Origin of the sequence: Pseudomonas deceptionensis, from assembly GCF_900106095.1 — a bacterium.
GTDB classification, from domain to species: domain Bacteria; phylum Pseudomonadota; class Gammaproteobacteria; order Pseudomonadales; family Pseudomonadaceae; genus Aquipseudomonas; species Aquipseudomonas deceptionensis.
On record NZ_FNUD01000002.1, the window covers coordinates 4,685,468 to 4,702,963 of the forward strand.

The window sequence follows — 17,496 nt, forward strand, 5'->3', positions numbered from 1 at the left end:
TTCAGCCACGCTCGGCAGGCGCCGAGGACAACTCAAACGGGCTGCTGCTGCGGCGCTGGTTGCGGTCTTCACGGGGGGTAGCGCCGAAGAAGTTGCGATAGGCGCTGGAGAAGTGCGGCCCGGACGAGAAACCGCACGACAAGCCGATCTGAATAATCGACTTGCTGGTTTGCATCAGCATCTGCCGGGCCTTGTTCAGGCGCAGCTCAAGGTAATACTGGCTGGGCACCCGATTGAGGTACTGCTTGAAGATTCGCTCCAACTGCCGACGGGACACGCACACATGCTGGGCGATTTCATCGGTGGTCAGTGGCTCTTCAATGTTGGCTTCCATCAGCAACACGGCCTGGGTCAGCTTGGGGTGGCTGGAACCCAAACGGTTTTGCAGCGGAATACGCTGGCGTTCACCGCCTTCACGGATACGCTCCACCACCAGCTCTTCGGACACTGCACCCGCCAGCTCGGCGCCGTGGTCACGGGCCAGCACCGCGAGCAACAAATCGAGCACCGACAACCCGCCGCAGGCGCTCAGGCGATCACGATCCCAGTCAAACAAGTGACTGGTGGCAATCACCTTGGGGAAACGCTCGGCAAAATCGTCCTGCCAGCGCCAATGCACCGCCGCACGATAACCATCAAGCAAGCCCAACTGCGCCAGCGGGTAAACACCGGCCGACAACCCGCCAATCACACACCCCGCCCGTACCAGTTGCTTGAGCGCACTGCTCAGGGCCGGCGCCAGCGCTGTCGGCGGTTCGTCCGCCAGCAAAAACAGTTTTTGGCAACCTTCAAGCTTGCCGTTCCACGGTTCGCCGGGCAATTGCCAGGCACCTTCTGGCTGTGGCTCGGCCTGCAGGAACAACAACTCGTAAACGACTTCAGGGTGCACGCGCTGAGCAACACGCAACGCCTCCTCAGCCAGCGCCAGAGTCAGGGCTTTGGTGCTGGGCCAAATGAGGAAGCCAATTCGATGGGCGGTCATAGCGTGCTATCCGGAACGAAACGGGAATAAAAACGGAAGGAGCCGAACACTGAGCCTAGGCCAGCTTCGCGGGATGCGGAGCATGACCTATTTTGGTGCACAGCGGCAGTCTTAAAATTGCAGTTACTTCAAGCTGCCAGACAGAAATTGCTGCAACCGCTCGCACTGCGGGTTAACCAGCACTTCACGCGGGTTGCCACTTTCCTCAACGATACCTTTGTGCAGGAACACCAGCTGGTTCGACACTTCACGGGCAAAGCCCATTTCGTGAGTCACCACCACCATGGTCCGGCCTTCCAGTGCCAGGTCCTGCATCACCTTGAGCACGTCGCCCACCAGCTCGGGGTCGAGGGCCGAAGTCGGCTCATCAAACAGCATGACCTCAGGTTCCATCGCCAGCGCACGGGCAATCGCCACACGCTGCTGCTCGCCGCCGGACATATGCCCCGGGTAGGCATCCTTGCGATGGGACACGCCTACCTTATTGAGGTAGTGCTCGGCTTTTTCGCGGGCTTCGGATTTGGTCATCCCCAGCACATGCACCGGCGCTTCCATGATGTTTTCCAGCGCAGTCATGTGCGACCACAGGTTGAAATGCTGGAACACCATCGACAGGCGCGAACGCATGCGCTGCAACTGCTTGGGATCAGCGGCCTTGAGCGCGCCATCCTTGTTGGCGATCAGCTTGAGCTCTTCGCCATTGAGCAGGATCTTGCCCGCATGCGGCTGCTCAAGCAGGTTGATGCAACGCAAGAAGGTACTTTTACCGGAACCACTGGAACCGATGATGCTGATGACATCGCCTGCCTTGGCGGCCAGAGAAACGCCTTTGAGCACTTCGTGACTGCCATAGCGTTTATGCAGGTCTTGGACTTCAAGTTTGTACATGCTGTCGGTTCTCACAAAAACAGTCAGTCGTTAAGCAAGCGCCCGTGACGCAAAGGCTCGCGCCCCGCCACTTTAGCCAGCCAGAAACCGGGTTGGGCATAGCGCAGCCGCTCAACGGCAAACAACACGCCGGATGTGCCTGCGCATACCGTGCTGACCCGGTCAGATAATGGATCAATTACTTCAAACAACGGCTCGCCGGCTTCAACCCAGGCGCCCGTCGGGCGTAAAAAGCTCACCACACCCGCGTGCGGTGCAAATAACAATTCGGTGCCTTCAAACGGCATGCCTTCACACGGCTCATGCTGCGCTGCAGGCCAGTCACCGCTGATCAGGCCCTGCTCGGCCAGAAACGCCAGGATGCCTTCGGCATGCATTTGCGCTTGTGGGCGCCCGGTGTCTGACTGCCCGCCCAGCTCCAGCGTGGTCGCCATGCACGCCAGGGGAATCTGCGCATCGGCAAACTGGCGTTGCAGACGCAACCACGGTAATGAACAGGCTTCGTCGAAGGAGCTGCCGCCCGAGTCTTCGGCCAGCAAACCAACCCGCACATCCAGCTGCGCGGCCAGCGAGCGCCACTGCGGCCAATGCTGCGGCAAGGCGTACATGTGCAGTACCGCGTCGGTCTCGCAATGCAGGTCCAGCACGATATCGGCGTTGCAGGCATGGCTCAGCAACACACGTTGCATGCCTTGCAACTGACTGGTCGCAGGCGGCAATTGCGACAACACATCAAGCATCGCCTGACGGACCAACCGGATATTGGCGTGCGGGTCATCACCCAAACGCCCCTCCAGCTTCGCGGCCACGGGCTCGCTCAACTCAACGAAATCGCGATTGAAGTTCTTGCCGCTGCCGAACTCAAAGCGCCCTTGATGGGCACCTTGCAGCAACTGCCCCAGCCCCAGAGGGTTGGCCACGGGTACCAGCTCAATCACACCGTTCAAGGCACCCTGCGCCTCAAGCTCGGCCAGGCGCTTTTTCAGCTCCCAGGCACAGCGCATCCCCGGCAGTTCGTCGGCATGCAAGCTGGCCTGAATGTAGGCCTTGCGCTCACCTGCGCCAAAACGAAACACCGTCAAGTGGCGCTCAGAACCCAGGCTGCTCCAGGGCAGTACGTGATCAATGCGTTCCATGGGTCAGGCCTTTCGCGGGGCCATGTAGCCCAGCCAGCGGCGCTCGGCCAGTTTGAACAGGCGCACCAGAATGAACGTCAGGCACAGGTAGAAAGCACCGGCCGTGATGTAAGCCTCGAACGGCAAGTAGTACTGGGCGTTCACGGTACGCGCGGCGCCAGTAATGTCGATCAGGGTCACGATGGAGGCCAGACTGGTGGTCTGCAACATCATGATCACTTCGTTGCTGTACTGCGGCAGCGCCCGGCGCATGGCCGATGGCAGCAAAATACGGCGATACATCTTGGAGCGCGACATGCCCATGGCCTTGGCCGCTTCAATCTCGCCATTAGGCGTGGCCCGCAGGCTACCGGCAATGATTTCGGCGGTGTAGGCGCTGGTGTTGATGGCAAACGCCAGGCACGCGCAGAACGTGGCACTGGACAACAGTGGCCACAAGAAGCTGTCGCGCACGCTCTCGAACTGGGCCAGCCCGTAGTAGATCAAAAACAGCTGGACCAGCATGGGCGTGCCGCGAATCACGTACGTAAACAGCCAGGCCGGCAGGTTGACCCAGGCCTGTTTGGAGACCCGCATCAACCCCAGCGGCACTGCCGCCAGCAGGCCGAAAAACAGCGAGATGCCCAGCAATTTCACGGTTTCCAGCATGCCACTCAAGTACAGCGGCATGCTGTCCCAAATGACGTTGTAGTCGAAGATCATAGATCAGCCGCCCTTACGCCTACCGAGTAGCGCTTCTCAAGTTGTCGCAACGCCAGCAGCGAAACACTGGTCAGCACCAGGTACATCGCCGCAACGGCCAGGAAGAAGGTGAACGGCTCGCGAGTGGCATCTGCCGCCTGCTTGGCCTTGAACATCATGTCTTGCAAGCCGACCACCGAAATCAGGGCCGTGGCTTTGGTCAACACCAGCCAGTTATTGGTAAAGCCCGGAATCGCCAGGCGAATCATCTGCGGCACCAATACCCGGAAAAACACCTGACGGCTGCTCATGCCATACGCCATACCGGCTTCGGCCTGACCTTTAGGGATGGCCATAAAGGCGCCACGAAAGGTCTCGGACAGATAGGCACCGAAAATAAAGCCCAGGGTGCCGATACCGGCTACCAGCGGGTTCAAGTCAATGTAGTCGTCGTAACCCAGCATCGGCGCCACGCGGTTGAGCAAATCCTGGCCACCGTAAAAAATCAGCAAGATCAGCACCAGGTCGGGAATCCCGCGGATTACCGTCGAATACAGATCACCCAGCCAGGCCAGCCAGCGCACCGGCGACAAGCGTAATGAAACACCGATCAGACCTAGAACAATGGCCAGGGCCATGGACGACAAGGCGAGCTGAAGCGTCAGCCAAGCGCCATCGAGGATGACAGCCCCGTAGCCTTTCAACATGATTCAGGTCCTCAAAAATGGGGATGAAAAAATGGCGCAAACTTCAGAGATCCTGTCGCTTGCGCCATTTCGGACGTACTGCTGCGATGTCTTACTGACCGTAAATATCGAAGTTGAAGTATTTGTCCTGGATTTGCTTGTACTTGCCGTTTTCACGGATAGCCGTAATAGCAGTGTTGATCTTGTCTTTCAGGGCGTCGCCCTTGCGCACGGCAATGCCTACGCCATCACCAAAGTATTTGACGTCGGTGAATGCAGGGCCTGCAAATGCATAGCCTTTGCCCGCCGGGGTTTTCAGGAAGCCATCTTCCAGCAGGGTGGCGTCAGCAACGGTGCCATCAAGGCGACCGGCTTCCACGTCCAGGTAGATTTCGTTCTGCGAACCGTAAGGAACGACGACTGCACCTTTAGGTGCCAGCACTTCCTTGGCGAAACGGTCGTGGATCGAACCACGCTGTACGCCGATTTTCTTGCCCTTGAGCTCGTCAAGGTTGTCGCCGACCACAGTACCTTCCTTCATCACCAGGCGTGCCGGGGTCAGGTAGTACTTGTTGGTGAAGTCGACAGACTTCTTGCGGTCGTCGGTGATGGACATCGAGGACAGGATCGCGTCGATCTTGCGTACTTTAAGCGCAGGGATCAGGCCGTCGAACTCTTGCTCGACCCACACACACTTGACCTGCATCTGCTCGCACAGTGCGTTACCGATGTCATAGTCAAAACCCACGATACTGCCATCCGGGGCCTTGGAAGCGAACGGAGGGTACGCCGCTTCAATACCAATCTTCAGAGGTTTGTCAGCAGCAAAAGCCTGCACGGACAGCACGGACAGTGCCAGGGCGCCAAGAAGCACGAGTTTCTTCATCTTAGGACTCCATCGGTAAAGGGCAATAAATGCAGAGTGAGCCTGAGCCCAATATGCGGAGGTTAAACCGGGAATGCGGCGCCACGTCCTACTGGCGTTGCGCTGGGTTCAGCACAACAACGACGAGCGAGTGATCGGCATTCTAACGACAGGCTTCAAGCCGTTATTTCTTCAATGCGACAACTAATTACAGATGCACCGAAAAAGGCGACCCTAGGCATTGACAGCCCTTCAAATTAATGCAATAGCAAAAGACATAGAACCTATATGAGTTGCAAATAGCGGGCCTATTATTCGCAAACCCTTCTATTCCGGCAAGTGTAGCGTTTCATCTTATTTTCTCAGGGCTAAAAAAGCGCTCTAAAACGGCGCTCTTGGTGTCACAAAGCCCCACTTTGGCGCATCCGGTTACAAACCCGGTAACACTTCCCCCCGCCCACAAAAAACCCCGCCCGGCAATGCCGGGCGGGGTTCAATGACGCTCATGAGGCGTTATGCGCCCTGCATGCTCTTGTGGGTTTCGATCAAATGCTGCACCACTCCCGGATCGGCCAGGGTTGAGATATCACCCAGACCATCGTATTCGCCGGTGGCAATCTTGCGCAGGATACGGCGCATGATTTTGCCCGAGCGGGTTTTCGGCAGGCCCGGTGCCCACTGGATGACATCCGGCGAGGCGATCGGGCCGATTTCCTTACGTACCCAGTTTTTCAACTCAAGGCGCAGCGCCTCACTCGGCTCTTCGCCACCATTGAGGGTGACGTAGACATAGATGCCCTGCCCCTTGATGTCATGCGGCACGCCAACCACTGCCGCTTCAGCGACTTTAGGATGCGCAACCATCGCACTTTCAATTTCAGCCGTACCCATACGATGGCCGGACACGTTAAGCACGTCATCCACACGGCCGGTGATCCAGTAGTAACCGTCTTCGTCGCGACGCGCGCCGTCACCGGTGAAGTACATGCCACGGAAAGTCTTGAAGTAGGTGTCGACGAACCGGTCGTGATCGCCATACAAGGTACGCGCCTGCCCCGGCCACGAATCGAGAATCACCAGGTTGCCTTCGGCAGCGCCCTCTATGAGATTGCCCAAATTATCCACCAGCCCCGGCACCACGCCGAAAAACGGGCGGGCAGCCGAGCCCGGCTTGAGTGCGTGCGCGCCCGGCAGCGGGCTCATCATGCAAGCACCGGTCTCGGTCTGCCACCAGGTATCCACGATAGGGCAACGTTCCTTGCCGACCGTTGTGTAGTACCAGTTCCAGGCTTCGGGGTTGATCGGCTCACCCACCGAACCCAGCAAGCGCAAGCTGGAGCCATCGGCATCTTTAACCGCGGCCTGACCTTCGGCCATCATGGCGCGAATGGCGGTAGGCGCGGTGTAGAGGATGTTGACCTTGTGCTTGTCGACGATTTTCGACACCCGGGTGATGTCCGGATAGTTCGGCACGCCTTCAAACAACAAGGTGGTCGCGCCATTGGCCAGCGGCCCGTACACAATATAGGTGTGACCGGTCACCCAGCCCACATCGGCCGTGCACCAGTAAACCTCGCCCGGACGGTAGTCGAACACGCGTTCGTGGGTCAGCGCCGCATACAGCAGATAACCGCCAGTGGTGTGCTGAACGCCCTTGGGCTTGCCGGTTGAGCCAGAGGTATAAAGGATGAACAGCGCTTCTTCGGCGCCCATCTCTTTCGGAGCGCAGTGCTTCGAAGCAACGGCCATCAAGTCGTGGTACCAGATATCACGGTGCTTGTACCAGGCGATGTCGCCACCGGTGCGCTTGAACACAATGATCTTCTGCACGCTCGAGGTGTCAGGGTTGGTCAATGCCACATCGACATTGGCCTTGAGCGGTGTGCGTTTGCCGCCACGCAGGCCTTCGTCGGCAGTGATCACCACCTTGGATTTGCAGTCGATGATCCGCCCGGCCAGCGCTTCAGGCGAGAAGCCGCCGAACACCACCGAGTGAATCGCGCCGATCCGGGTACAGGCCAGCATGGCAACCACGGCCTCAGGCACCATCGGCATATAGATAGTGACGACGTCACCACGGTGCACATCCTGACCGCGCAAGGCGTTGGCCAGCTTGCACACTTCTTCGTGCAGTTCGCGGTAGGTAATGTTGCGCTGCTCGGAAGGGTCATCCCCTTCCCAGATAATTGCTACCTGGTCGCCGCGCTCGGCAAGGTGGCGGTCCAGGCAGTTATAGGAAACGTTGAGAGTGCCGTCCGCGAACCATTTGATGTCGACATGATGGTCGTCGAAGGAGGTCTGCTTGACGGTGGTGAAAGGCTTGATCCAGTCGAGACGCTTTGCTTGCTCGCGCCAGAAGCCATCGGGGTTGACGACGGACTGCTGGTACATCGCCTTGTAGGTCGCCTCATCGGTCAGCGTATTGGCTGCAACTTCAGGGCGTACGGGATACAGGGAAGCGGCACTCATGTTTCATACCTCAATGCTTGTAGTTGTTGTTTTATGACCCTGTTTTAGCCGGGCCAAGCCGTTAGATCCATTCGACGTTGGTAGTAAGAAACACGCAAGAAAATCATGGTTTTTCTGTGCAAGGCTCAAGATCAATGCTTACAGCGATTCGCCCTACAGCTCAGGCCGTGCAAACGCTGCAAATGAGCCAGGTTTTCGTCGATTGTTGCAAAAAATGCCAACAGTCTTTATCAAAAGTCCCTCTATATGCCGGTGCAGCGCAGGCCTAAAATTCATCTCGCCAACCAAGGCACCGCGATTAACCCAAGTTACAGCCCCCACGAAGGCAAGTTTAGTCGCTCTTCATTACTCAGTTTCACACACAGCCTCACAAGGGCTGTGTGACCCCACTCGACCTAAAACAGGTAATTTTGAAATGAAAGCGTTGTTAGTTCTGGCCCTCAGCAGTGTGTGTTTAACCGCCCTGGCTGATGAAGTGAACACTCAAGTTCCCCGCCAGCAACCTGCCGTTGAACAGTATTCTTATTCTTCTGAACTGGATATCGCCAAAGTGATTTCCATGAGCGAGATCCCCAGCGTCTGCGAGGTCGTGCCGGCTCAAATGGTCTACGAAGACTCCCAGGGCATGCAGCACACCCTTGAATACCGCGTGATGGGCAACGGCTGCTCCAACGGCTGATTGAAGTTCTGCGGTTTATTCCAGCCCTCAATCCTCACACTTGTTTAAGCGATCCAACGCGGCGCTTATTTGCAACTTTCATCGTCACTTGATCACCGTTGAACAGTTGCCCGCCTGCGCTTATATCGCCCGGGAATCATTAAATGAAACGCTCATTGATAATGGCTTTAAGTTTGTCCGTTCTGGCCAGCGCTGCTTTTGCCGCTGACGGTTATGACCGTACGCATTCGGCGGGTTTTGCCGAAGACGGCTACGACAGCACCCGCTCGGCCGCCTTTGCCGAAGACGGTTACGACAGCACCCGCTCGGCCACCTTTGCCGAAGACGGTTACGACAGCACCCGCTCGGCCACCTTTGCCGAAGACGGTTACGACAGCACCCGCTCGGCCACCTTTGCCGAAGACGGTTACGACAGCACCCGCTCGGCCACCTTTGCCGAAGACGGTTACGACAGCACCCGCTCGGCCACCTTTGCCGAAGACGGTTACGATCGTACCAACGGCCATCGACTCAGCTGACACCGCATCAACTCGACGCCTGGTTTCGGCCGGGCTTGATCTGCCCCGCACCAAATTCCGCCACATCCCCGCTCACGCCACAGGTCATTTGACGTCGCTGGCCCACGGTAAAAAAACTTCTGCACCGGCAAACCCTCGCTCAGCCGCAGCCCTGCGTAAGTCCAGGACAAATTTAGGGCGTTTCGTCGCATGCCCTGAAAAAATACTGGCTGAAATACCTTGTGCAAAAGCCGTATACTGCGCCCATCAAAAAGGCTTGATATATCCCCTTGGCGGGCTATAAACCCACGCTGATACGACCTCAAGGTCCAGAGCGAGCGCAGGTAAAACCTGCCCCTCTGAGCGACAGCGGGACAAGCCCACGAATACATTCATGTTTTTGCGTGAGCACAACGCTACTGCAAGCAACATTTCTTAGATCCAAGTGGCCTATGGCCGTGTAAAAACCAAACCATAAGTGTTTTCACACGGGCCTGGGCCCTCACGCAGGAGACGACACGTCATGCTGAGCTGGGACGAATTCGACAAAGAAGACGAAGGCGAAGTCGCTGTTAAAGGCGCCAACGCTGGCCACGCAACCGAAGCCAACATGGACCGCCTCGACGCCGCCGGCGGTGTTGCCGCGCAGGAAGCACGTGCCGTTACGGCTACAGATTCGGCCGCGATCATTCGCGCCAAGGCTGCTCTGGACGATCTCGACGTCGCTGAAGGTCTGGCCGAACTCGAAGGCGCTTCCGCCCGAGTTGCGGTTGACGAAAAGATGATGATCAACTGCCGTGCCGACCTCAACCAGCTCGTACCGTTCAAGTACGACTGGGCCTGGCAGAAGTACCTGGACGGCTGCGCAAACCACTGGATGCCGCAAGAAGTCAACATGACCGCCGACATCGCCCTCTGGAAAAACCCGGAAGGCCTGACTGACGACGAGCGCCGCATCGTGATGCGCAACCTGGGCTTCTTCTCTACCGCCGACTCCCTGGTTGCCAACAACCTGGTGCTGGCCGTATACCGCCTGATCACCAACCCGGAATGCCGCCAGTACATCCTGCGCCAGGCATTCGAAGAGGCGATCCACACCCACGCCTACCAGTACTGCATCGAATCGCTGGCCATGGATGAAGGCGAGATCTTCAACATGTACCACGAGATCCCGTCGGTCGCTAAAAAAGCCACCTGGGGCCTGAAGTACACCCGTTCGATCTCCGACCCGAAGTTCGAAACCGGCACGGTTGAAACCGACAAAGAGCTGCTGCGCAACCTGATCGCCTACTACTGCGTTCTGGAAGGCATCTTCTTCTACTGCGGCTTCACCCAGATCCTGTCGATGGGTCGTCGCAACAAAATGACCGGTGTCGCCGAGCAGTTCCAGTACATCCTGCGCGACGAATCCATGCACCTGAACTTCGGCATCGACGTGATCAACCAGATCAAAATCGAAAACCCGCACCTGTGGGACGCTGAAATGAAGGAAGAAGCTTCGCAGATGATCCTGCAAGGCACACAGCTGGAAATCGAATACGCTCGCGACACCATGCCGCGCGGCGTACTGGGCATGAACGCCGCGATGATGGAGGACTACCTCAAGTTCATCGCCAACCGTCGCCTGTCGCAAATCGGCCTGAAAGAAGAATACCCGGGCACCACTAACCCGTTCCCATGGATGAGCGAAATCATGGACTTGAAGAAAGAGAAAAACTTCTTCGAAACGCGGGTTATTGAATACCAAACCGGCGGTGCGTTGAGCTGGGATTGATACGGGGACTTGATATAAGTCGTACGTAGCAAACAAAAAGGGCCAACAATTGTTGGCCCTTTTTTTGTGCAAAACAGTATAAGCCCGCGCAAATGAAAGTTAGGGCGGTACTGAAGCGGCATCTATCTGTCATTAACAACCGAGCGCTTTTACAGGACGGCGGGCGAGTGAAGTAAATAAAACACAGATCTAGATGATTGTAATAACCATTAAGATTATTTGACTTGTGTTCCAATCTTCAATGTTTCCTGCCTTGCAATGCACTCGCATCTTGGGAATAATGCCGCCCCTCGTCATTGGGGAGTAGCTATCTTCAGCCACACGGCTGAGGAAATCATGTCAACACACTTGAAGTCTCTTACTTCATGGCATGATTGGCACCTTCGGAACCAGCCGATGTTGCCCAGCAAGACCTTTGGCCACTGCGTGTTTACCGACCGGGTAAGCCACGTCGTGTGCCATTGGAATTTTGCTTGCCCGGTCTGTGTCTCCCATGCTCCTGACCTTGGTTCTCTTTTTTCTCTCCGCTATTACCATCTATCTGTCATGCGAATATTTCGTTAACGGTATTGAATGGTGTGGCCGTCACATGAATCTCGGCGCCACAGCTGTAGGCACCGTACTGGCCGCATTTGGTACAGCCCTGCCTGAAACCGCAGTGACGTTTACAGCCGTCGTGTTTGGATCAACCCCCGAGCAGAAAGACATCGGAGTAGGCGCTGCCATGGGCGGCCCGTTGGTTCTCGCGACAGTCGCTTATGGCGTCGTGGGCTTTGCGCTATGGATGAATCGCCGCAAACTGAATCGAGGCGACTCAGTCATTCGCGTGGATCACAAAGGCCTGGCGAAAGATCAGTTGGCGTTTTTGGCTGTGTTCGTCGTAAAAGTAGGCTTGGGTCTCGTAGCCTTTGCCATCAAGCCCTGGCTTGGGATCTTGTTCCTGGCGACCTACGGCCTCTACGTCTGGCGCGAGATCGTCAGCGCGGATACAGCCCCCGAAGAGGAGGAGCTGGAACCCCTCAAGCTGAGGCCGAAAAATGCATCGATGGGCTGGGCCGGGCTACAAACGGTTATAGCGCTCTGCGTGATTGGCGCAGCGTCACATGTATTTGTCTCCCAACTGGAGAGCATAGGCATTCTCTTCGGCCTGTCCCCCCACATGGTCGCGCTGCTGCTTAGCCCCGTAGCGACCGAACTTCCTGAGATCATGAATGCCTTGATCTGGGTTCGCCAGGGCAAAGAGAGACTGGCCTTGGCCAATATTTCTGGAGCGATGATGATCCAGGCGACCATCCCCAGTTCGCTCGGTTTGTTCTTCACTCCGTGGATGTTAGACACCCCTCTGCTGATTGCCGGCGCCATAACGGCACTTGCTGTACTCATGCTCTGGCTACTATTTCGACGCGGCAATGTTGAAGCCAAAAGCTTGATGGCAATCGCTCTCCTGTACTGCGGTTTCGCGGGTTACGTGGCATGGCACTTCATGCATTGATGCCTTTCTTTTTCCATGTGGGACAACAAGTCAGCTGAAGGCAAAAGCCTGAGAGCCTCCGCGGATGGCGTGAGTAACGGGAGCCAGTTCTCCGGTCGGGACTCATCAAAAAACGAGTTTGATCCACGCTAAAAATAACTGTATAAAAACACAGTATATTTTCAAGCACTGACTCAGCCCTGGAGAACCCCCATGCCTCATTCAGCCATGCGCAGTACGTTTGAACGCATCGTCATTAATCAATTTACCCCGCTGCACTGCGCGCAAGCCCGTGAAATGCTTGGCTGGAGCCTTGATTGCCTGAGTGAGCAGTCCGGAGTTTCAGTTCCCGCGATCGAACGCTTTGAGGCTAAAGAACCCGTGCGCGATGTCACCCGTCTGGCCCTTGCGTACAGCCTGGAAGCTCAAGGGCTGGTGTTCTTTCCCGGGTTTTCGCCCGGTCGCGGAGGCAATGTTCGCGGCACCACGCCAGACCCGATGGGCCGCGAAGACTTTGCCCTGATCGAGTAAAAAAATGACCTATTGACCTGAAGCTTGCACCTCAAGCCACCAGGCACGCCCCTTGTGAGGCTGCGCCAGGTTGAAAGCCTCTCCCATTTGTGGCGTTGTAATGAGTACATTGCGTTGCTCTGCCAACGCCACAATGCGGTCAAACGGCTCGGACCAGGCATGGAAAGCCAGATCAAAGGTCCCGTTGTGAATCGGCATTAACCAGCGTCCATTGAGGTCGATATGAGCTTGCAGGCTGTGCTCGGGCTGCATGTGCACATGCGGCCAATCGACGTTGTAGGCTCCCGTCTCCATCAGAGTCAGGTCAAATGGCCCAAACTGCTCACCGATCAGTTTGAAGCCGTCGAAGTACCCCGAGTCTCCACTGAAGAAAATTCGAACTTCGTCAATGATCATCACCCAGGATGCCCAAAGCGTCTGGTTGTGATCAAACAGGCCCCGGCCTGAGAAGTGCTGGGACGGGGTAGCGATAAAACGAATGCCTGCAACATGGGTGTCTTGCCACCATTCCAGTTGCTGGACTTTGCCGGCCTCGACTCCCCACTTGATAAGCAGGTCGCCTACTCCCAGCGGCGCCAAAAAATGCTGTGTTTTGGCCGCCAGCTGCAACACGGTTTTTTGGTCCAGGTGGTCGTAGTGATTATGGGAAAGAATCACGGCCTCCAAAGGTGGAAGCTCATCAAGGCTGATGGGGGGTGCATGAAAACGCTTGGGGCCAACCCACTGCAGCGGTGAGGCGCGCTCTGCGTAGACCGGATCGGTCAGCCAGTACTTGCCATTGAGCTTGAGCAGCAAGGTCGAATGGCCTAATCGATACACGCTGAAGTCCGGTGCTGCATCCAACTGTTCACGGGTGACCGACTTGACCGGAACCACGCCTGTTGGACGTGTGCTCGCCGGCTTTTGAAAAAGCATTTTCCAAAAAATACCCAAGGTCTTGCCAAGACTGGAAGACGGCCTGGCGCCATCATTTCTAAATGCACCTTGATAACGCTCAGCGGGTTTAGGCCGCTCAGCACTGCGTGAATCGAGTGCCATGGCTTGAAGGCTCCAGTGAAAAAAAGATTATTGTCTTGCTTTTATACCTGTTAGAGGTTGATCGTCATTCTATAAGAACTAACAGCGGCAACAGACATTGTCACGGACGCAGATTCGCCCTCGGCTTAATAGAGCTAGTCTAGAACCATAACCGTTACAGAATTTTGCGGGATATGTGCGATGTATTCTCGACAACGCGGGCCAGCAAGCAAACAATCGGCAGTCCGGGTACCCAGCAGTATCCGGGCTCATAGCCTAAACATCTCGCGCAGATAACCATGGACAATAAAAGAGGCAAAGGGCTGTCGTTTGCCAGGCGCATTTATGCGCCACGAGCCATAGGTTCAGGGTTTGGCGGTCTGAGTTTGATAGCGGCTTTGCACCCTCTCGACAGGCCCATGTGGCTATGGGGGCTGCTGCTGCTCAATGCGCTTGTATGGCCGCACCTTGCATTTCAGCTGTCTTCGCGCGCGGCTTATCCGTATCAAACTGAGCGGCGCAACATCCTGATCGATTCGCTGTGTGGGGGGTTCTGGGCGGCAACCATCCAGTTCAACGCACTGCCAACCGTGATCATTGTGTCCATGATGATGATGCATAACGTCTCGGCCGCAGGGCCCAGGTTTCTCTTGTACGGAGTGCTGGCGCAATTGGCGGGGGTCTTCATTTCGCTCCTGATTTTTGGGGCAGCCTTCACGCCCGCCACCACCAGCCTGCAAGTCTATGCCTGCTTACCGGTGCTGATTCTTTATCCTTTATCTGTAGGCATGGTCAGCTATCGTCTGGCGATAACACTGGCCGAGCATAAACGCGCACTGAGCACCCTCAGCCGCACCGACAGCCTGACCGGGCTGCTCAATCACGGCTCATGGAAAGACCTGCTGCAACTGAGCTTCCTGCAGAGCCGCGAGAGTCATTCACCCGCCACTCTGGCCCTGATTGATATCGACCATTTCAAGCAGATCAATGACACCTATGGGCATATCGTCGGTGACTGTGTATTGCGCCAACTCAGCAAGGAGCTCAAGGACAGCTTGCGCGCTCAGGACCTGGCTGGCCGATATGGCGGCGATGAATTCTGCGTCATCCTGCCCAATCGCTCACTGCATCAGGCCCAGGAGATCATGGAGCAACTGCGCCAGGTATTTTGCAACTACCAACACGCTGACGAGCCCCAGTTGCAGATAAGCGTAAGCCTGAGCATTGGACTGGCCTCCTGCCGACCCGAGTTCCAAAACGCCTCTACCTGGCTGAACGAAGCCGATAAAGCACTGTACGTCGCAAAAAATACTGGCCGTAACAAAATCAGCATCGGGGCCGCAGACACACTTCCTGAGTCAGTTTTGAGCCGCAGCCCGGAGTAGCCCCTCAAGCATCCGAGATGAGAAGAAAACCCCATGGCCCCAGAAAAAAAACACACCACAGCCAAAGCACCCTCACAGAAAGTTGACCACTTGCGCTTTCATCGGGCCTACGAACATTTGGCGCCGACCTTCGGCAGTGACCGTTTCGCCTTGCAGGCAGAAGCCTTTGCCCGCTTTTTTGGCACGCCGACCTTTCTCGGCGCACAAACCCTGATCGTGGTGATCTGGGTGTGCCTGAACCTGTTTGGCGTGACGCACTTTGATATTTACCCGTTCATCCTGCTTAACCTCGCCTTCAGCTTGCAAGCGGCCTATGCCGCCCCGCTGATCCTGCTCGCGCAAACGCGCCAGGCTGCCCGCGACAAAGCCCAGTCCGATGCGGACGCCCGGCACCGTGAAGCACTGGCCGTGGCCAACTCAGAACGGCAAGCCGCCGCGGCTCAAACCACAGAGCAAATCATGGCGCTGCTGGAGCAAAACACCCGACTGACGGAAATGACCAAGCAACTAACCGAGCGGATAGAAAGCCTGACCACAGAAATGCACCAGCATTTTGTCCGCAAAGCGCCCTAGGGTCCGTTGCCGTTTGGTTGTGGCCGCGCCGATAGACCATGGGGCGCAGGGCAAGGCGCGAGCAGCGTTGTTGGGTTGTTCCAAATAAGCTGCGAGCAACGCCGCCCTGCGCCACATGGGCTATCGGTCCTTCGGGTCGCGTGTCACAACCAAACGGCAACAGACCCTAGTTGACGCAGCGACGCACAGCCGAAATTTCAGGCACGTCCTGACGCCGCATGTACACGCGCAAGGGTTCGGTAATGTTCAGGCGGTCATCGATATTTTGATCCAGCAGCAACTGGATCAACTCGCGCTTGAGGGTCATGGTGTCTGCGGCACCGGCCTGCCAGACAAACTCGCTGGTGGGCGTGATGTTGTCGTCAGCAACATCCATCCCGAAAGAATCTTCACTAAAACGAACAATGTGCTGGCCTGTCTTACGATTGAAACCAACAAAGCCGTTAAGTAGGTCGGCGGCCTGGCAGATGAGTTGCGAAGTGATGCGCATGGTAAACCTCACTGACGAGCCCAAAGGCTCTGGAACAATGGTTTACACGCAAGGATTAACGCTTGTCCCTCTGCCGGGGACGTTGATGTCGCCAAGAGTACTGCACATCTACACGAAAGATCGCTAAAAAAGTGCGACGTATGCCCACACCGGGTTTTCGATAGCCTGCGAGGCTGCCGATTGCCAACAAACACCCACTTTTTATGACCGAAAGGAACTCAACCAATGCCTGACACCTTTGGCAAAAGCGTTTTGCTATTGAGCCTGCTTCTGGGCATGAGCGGCGCGCAGGCCGCCAGCGAGGCGAAACTGGCCAATGCCCATGGCATCCCTCACCCGGCAGTCATTGCCCATCGCGGCGCATCCTTCGACGCCCCGGAGTCAACGGCAGCCGCCTACACCCTGGCCCGTGACCTGGGCGCCGACTATCTGGAAATGGACCTGCAGCGCAGCAAGGACGGTGTTCTGTTTGCGCTGCACGACAACAGCCTGTTGCGCACCACCGACGTGGCCAAAAAATTCCCGGAGCGCAAGAACAGCCCCGCCAGCGCCTTCACCCTGGCCGAGCTGAAAACCCTGGATGCCGGCAGCTGGTTCAACCAGACGTACCCGGATCGTGCACGGCCGTCCTACGTTGGGCTGCCGATTCTGACCCTGGATGAAATCATCGACATCGCCCAGGCCAACCCGCAGCACAAACCCGGCCTGTATATCGAAACCAAAGAACCCGGGCAGTTTCCCGGCATCGAACACGACCTGAAAAACAAACTGAGCGAGCGCGGCTGGCTTGAGCCTGTGGCCGGGCTGAACGGACAGCCGCAGGTGGGCCAGGGCAAGGGCCGGGTCATCTTGCAGACCTTTGAGAAAAACAGCCTTGGGCTGCTGCAAAAAGAAATGCCCGACACGCCGAAAATCCTGCTGTTGTGGGTCGGTGAAGGCGCTATAACGCCAAATACCCCACTCAGTTTTGCCGACTCGGGCGAGAAGGACAAAGCCGCCTACTACGCGAGGCTTCAGCCCAAGGACCAGGCCGCGTTCATGCAATGGATCGACTTTGCCAAGGCCAACGGCGCCATGGGTACAGGCCCTTCGGCAGCCTTGGCCGACGGCGGCGACCAGAGCTATTTCGACCTGATCAAGCCATGGATGAACAAGGCAACCCACGACAAGGGCATGCTGGTGCACGTCTACACCCTGGACGAACCGGTGGACTTCAAGAAGGCAATGGAGGCTGGCGTCGACGGCATTTTCACTAACCGCGCCAGCGAACTGCTCAAGTACTACCAGCGCCCGGCGTCACACACGGTCCCCCAACTGCTGGAGAGCAACGGTTATTAATGACTGCGCGGGGGACAGGGCGAAAATTAAGGAT

The 17,496-nt window shown here is 56.7% G+C and carries 17 protein-coding genes and 1 riboswitch; of the genes, 8 read left to right on the forward strand and 9 right to left on the reverse strand.

The window, feature by feature from the left end:
• Nucleotide 1 precedes the first annotated feature (1 nt).
• From argR to acs, 7 genes are all read right to left on the reverse strand, one after another.
• Nucleotides 2–982 (reverse strand): transcriptional regulator ArgR, encoded by a 981-nt coding sequence (gene argR / locus BLW11_RS21655; RefSeq protein WP_048359780.1) that lies wholly within the window; start codon nucleotides 980–982, stop codon nucleotides 2–4.
• Nucleotides 983–1,105: 123 nt separating this feature from the next.
• On the reverse strand, nucleotides 1,106–1,870 hold the full coding sequence (locus BLW11_RS21660) for an ABC transporter ATP-binding protein (protein ID WP_019823425.1): 765 nt from the start codon (nucleotides 1,868–1,870) through the stop codon (nucleotides 1,106–1,108).
• A gap of 23 nt (nucleotides 1,871–1,893) precedes the next feature.
• Complete coding sequence (locus BLW11_RS21665) at nucleotides 1,894–3,006, reverse strand: succinylglutamate desuccinylase/aspartoacylase family protein (RefSeq protein WP_048359781.1); 1,113 nt, start codon at nucleotides 3,004–3,006, stop codon at nucleotides 1,894–1,896.
• A 3-nt stretch (nucleotides 3,007–3,009) separates the two neighbouring features.
• A complete protein-coding gene (locus tag BLW11_RS21670) occupies nucleotides 3,010–3,708 on the reverse strand; it encodes an ABC transporter permease (RefSeq protein ID WP_048359782.1) in 699 nt (232 codons plus the stop codon).
• A complete protein-coding gene (locus tag BLW11_RS21675) occupies nucleotides 3,705–4,394 on the reverse strand; it encodes an ABC transporter permease (RefSeq protein WP_048359783.1) in 690 nt (229 codons plus the stop codon). The genes BLW11_RS21670 and BLW11_RS21675 overlap by 4 nt, the downstream gene beginning before the upstream one ends.
• Nucleotides 4,395–4,485: 91 nt before the next feature.
• Nucleotides 4,486–5,259, reverse strand: coding sequence for an ABC transporter substrate-binding protein (locus BLW11_RS21680; RefSeq protein WP_048359784.1), 774 nt, complete (start codon nucleotides 5,257–5,259; stop codon nucleotides 4,486–4,488).
• Between the two features lie 492 nt (nucleotides 5,260–5,751).
• Nucleotides 5,752–7,707, reverse strand: a complete 1,956-nt coding sequence (acs, locus tag BLW11_RS21685; RefSeq protein ID WP_048359785.1) for an acetate--CoA ligase — start codon at nucleotides 7,705–7,707, stop codon at nucleotides 5,752–5,754.
• 415 nt (nucleotides 7,708–8,122) lie between these two features.
• Here acs and BLW11_RS21690 point away from each other — a divergent pair, with 415 nt between their 5' ends.
• From BLW11_RS21690 to BLW11_RS21710, 5 genes are all read left to right on the forward strand, one after another.
• On the forward strand, nucleotides 8,123–8,386 hold the full coding sequence (locus BLW11_RS21690) for a DUF2790 domain-containing protein (protein ID WP_048359786.1): 264 nt from the start codon (nucleotides 8,123–8,125) through the stop codon (nucleotides 8,384–8,386).
• 143 nt (nucleotides 8,387–8,529) lie between these two features.
• Entirely contained in the window at nucleotides 8,530–8,904 is a 375-nt protein-coding gene (locus BLW11_RS21695; RefSeq protein ID WP_074836895.1) for a heme utilization protein, read from the forward strand.
• A gap of 502 nt (nucleotides 8,905–9,406) precedes the next feature.
• The gene (locus tag BLW11_RS21700) at nucleotides 9,407–10,657 is read left to right on the forward strand and encodes a ribonucleotide-diphosphate reductase subunit beta (protein ID WP_048359788.1); all 1,251 of its coding nucleotides are present in this window, start codon (nucleotides 9,407–9,409) and stop codon (nucleotides 10,655–10,657) included.
• A 286-nt stretch (nucleotides 10,658–10,943) separates the two neighbouring features.
• Nucleotides 10,944–11,089: riboswitch (yybP-ykoY riboswitch) on the forward strand.
• A 61-nt stretch (nucleotides 11,090–11,150) separates the two neighbouring features.
• Entirely contained in the window at nucleotides 11,151–12,149 is a 999-nt protein-coding gene (locus BLW11_RS21705; protein WP_048359789.1) for a sodium:calcium antiporter, read from the forward strand.
• Nucleotides 12,150–12,341: 192 nt separating this feature from the next.
• The gene (locus BLW11_RS21710; protein ID WP_048359790.1) at nucleotides 12,342–12,659 is read left to right on the forward strand and encodes a helix-turn-helix domain-containing protein; all 318 of its coding nucleotides are present in this window, start codon (nucleotides 12,342–12,344) and stop codon (nucleotides 12,657–12,659) included.
• A 9-nt stretch (nucleotides 12,660–12,668) separates the two neighbouring features.
• Here BLW11_RS21710 and BLW11_RS21715 read toward each other — a convergent pair whose 3' ends face one another.
• A complete protein-coding gene (locus BLW11_RS21715) occupies nucleotides 12,669–13,697 on the reverse strand; it encodes an MBL fold metallo-hydrolase (RefSeq protein WP_048359791.1) in 1,029 nt (342 codons plus the stop codon).
• A gap of 278 nt (nucleotides 13,698–13,975) precedes the next feature.
• On the opposite strand from BLW11_RS21715, the gene BLW11_RS21720 reads away from it, so the two are divergent.
• Nucleotides 13,976–15,061: a diguanylate cyclase gene (locus BLW11_RS21720; RefSeq protein WP_048359792.1), complete on the forward strand. Its 1,086-nt coding sequence runs from the start codon at nucleotides 13,976–13,978 to the stop codon at nucleotides 15,059–15,061.
• Between the two features lie 33 nt (nucleotides 15,062–15,094).
• The gene (locus tag BLW11_RS21725) at nucleotides 15,095–15,634 is read left to right on the forward strand and encodes a DUF1003 domain-containing protein (RefSeq protein ID WP_048359793.1); all 540 of its coding nucleotides are present in this window, start codon (nucleotides 15,095–15,097) and stop codon (nucleotides 15,632–15,634) included.
• A gap of 166 nt (nucleotides 15,635–15,800) precedes the next feature.
• Here the strand turns inward: BLW11_RS21725 and BLW11_RS21730 are convergent, their stop codons facing one another.
• A complete protein-coding gene (locus BLW11_RS21730) occupies nucleotides 15,801–16,124 on the reverse strand; it encodes a DUF2025 family protein (RefSeq protein ID WP_048359794.1) in 324 nt (107 codons plus the stop codon).
• A 225-nt stretch (nucleotides 16,125–16,349) separates the two neighbouring features.
• On the opposite strand from BLW11_RS21730, the gene BLW11_RS21735 reads away from it, so the two are divergent.
• Nucleotides 16,350–17,462, forward strand: coding sequence for a glycerophosphodiester phosphodiesterase (locus BLW11_RS21735; RefSeq protein ID WP_048359795.1), 1,113 nt, complete (start codon nucleotides 16,350–16,352; stop codon nucleotides 17,460–17,462).
• Nucleotides 17,463–17,496 lie beyond the last annotated feature (34 nt).

Coding starts and splice junctions, on each gene's coding strand:
- argR (WP_048359780.1), bottom strand. CDS start 982: ATGACCGCCCATCGAATTGGCTTCCTCATTTGGCCCAGCACCAAAGCC.
- BLW11_RS21660 (WP_019823425.1), bottom strand. CDS start 1,870: ATGTACAAACTTGAAGTCCAAGACCTGCATAAACGCTATGGCAGTCAC.
- BLW11_RS21665 (WP_048359781.1), bottom strand. CDS start 3,006: ATGGAACGCATTGATCACGTACTGCCCTGGAGCAGCCTGGGTTCTGAG.
- BLW11_RS21670 (WP_048359782.1), bottom strand. CDS start 3,708: ATGATCTTCGACTACAACGTCATTTGGGACAGCATGCCGCTGTACTTG.
- BLW11_RS21675 (WP_048359783.1), bottom strand. CDS start 4,394: ATGTTGAAAGGCTACGGGGCTGTCATCCTCGATGGCGCTTGGCTGACG.
- BLW11_RS21680 (WP_048359784.1), bottom strand. CDS start 5,259: ATGAAGAAACTCGTGCTTCTTGGCGCCCTGGCACTGTCCGTGCTGTCC.
- acs (WP_048359785.1), bottom strand. CDS start 7,707: ATGAGTGCCGCTTCCCTGTATCCCGTACGCCCTGAAGTTGCAGCCAAT.
- BLW11_RS21690 (WP_048359786.1), top strand. CDS start 8,123: ATGAAAGCGTTGTTAGTTCTGGCCCTCAGCAGTGTGTGTTTAACCGCC.
- BLW11_RS21695 (WP_074836895.1), top strand. CDS start 8,530: ATGAAACGCTCATTGATAATGGCTTTAAGTTTGTCCGTTCTGGCCAGC.
- BLW11_RS21700 (WP_048359788.1), top strand. CDS start 9,407: ATGCTGAGCTGGGACGAATTCGACAAAGAAGACGAAGGCGAAGTCGCT.
- BLW11_RS21705 (WP_048359789.1), top strand. CDS start 11,151: ATGCTCCTGACCTTGGTTCTCTTTTTTCTCTCCGCTATTACCATCTAT.
- BLW11_RS21710 (WP_048359790.1), top strand. CDS start 12,342: ATGCCTCATTCAGCCATGCGCAGTACGTTTGAACGCATCGTCATTAAT.
- BLW11_RS21715 (WP_048359791.1), bottom strand. CDS start 13,697: ATGGCACTCGATTCACGCAGTGCTGAGCGGCCTAAACCCGCTGAGCGT.
- BLW11_RS21720 (WP_048359792.1), top strand. CDS start 13,976: ATGGACAATAAAAGAGGCAAAGGGCTGTCGTTTGCCAGGCGCATTTAT.
- BLW11_RS21725 (WP_048359793.1), top strand. CDS start 15,095: ATGGCCCCAGAAAAAAAACACACCACAGCCAAAGCACCCTCACAGAAA.
- BLW11_RS21730 (WP_048359794.1), bottom strand. CDS start 16,124: ATGCGCATCACTTCGCAACTCATCTGCCAGGCCGCCGACCTACTTAAC.
- BLW11_RS21735 (WP_048359795.1), top strand. CDS start 16,350: ATGCCTGACACCTTTGGCAAAAGCGTTTTGCTATTGAGCCTGCTTCTG.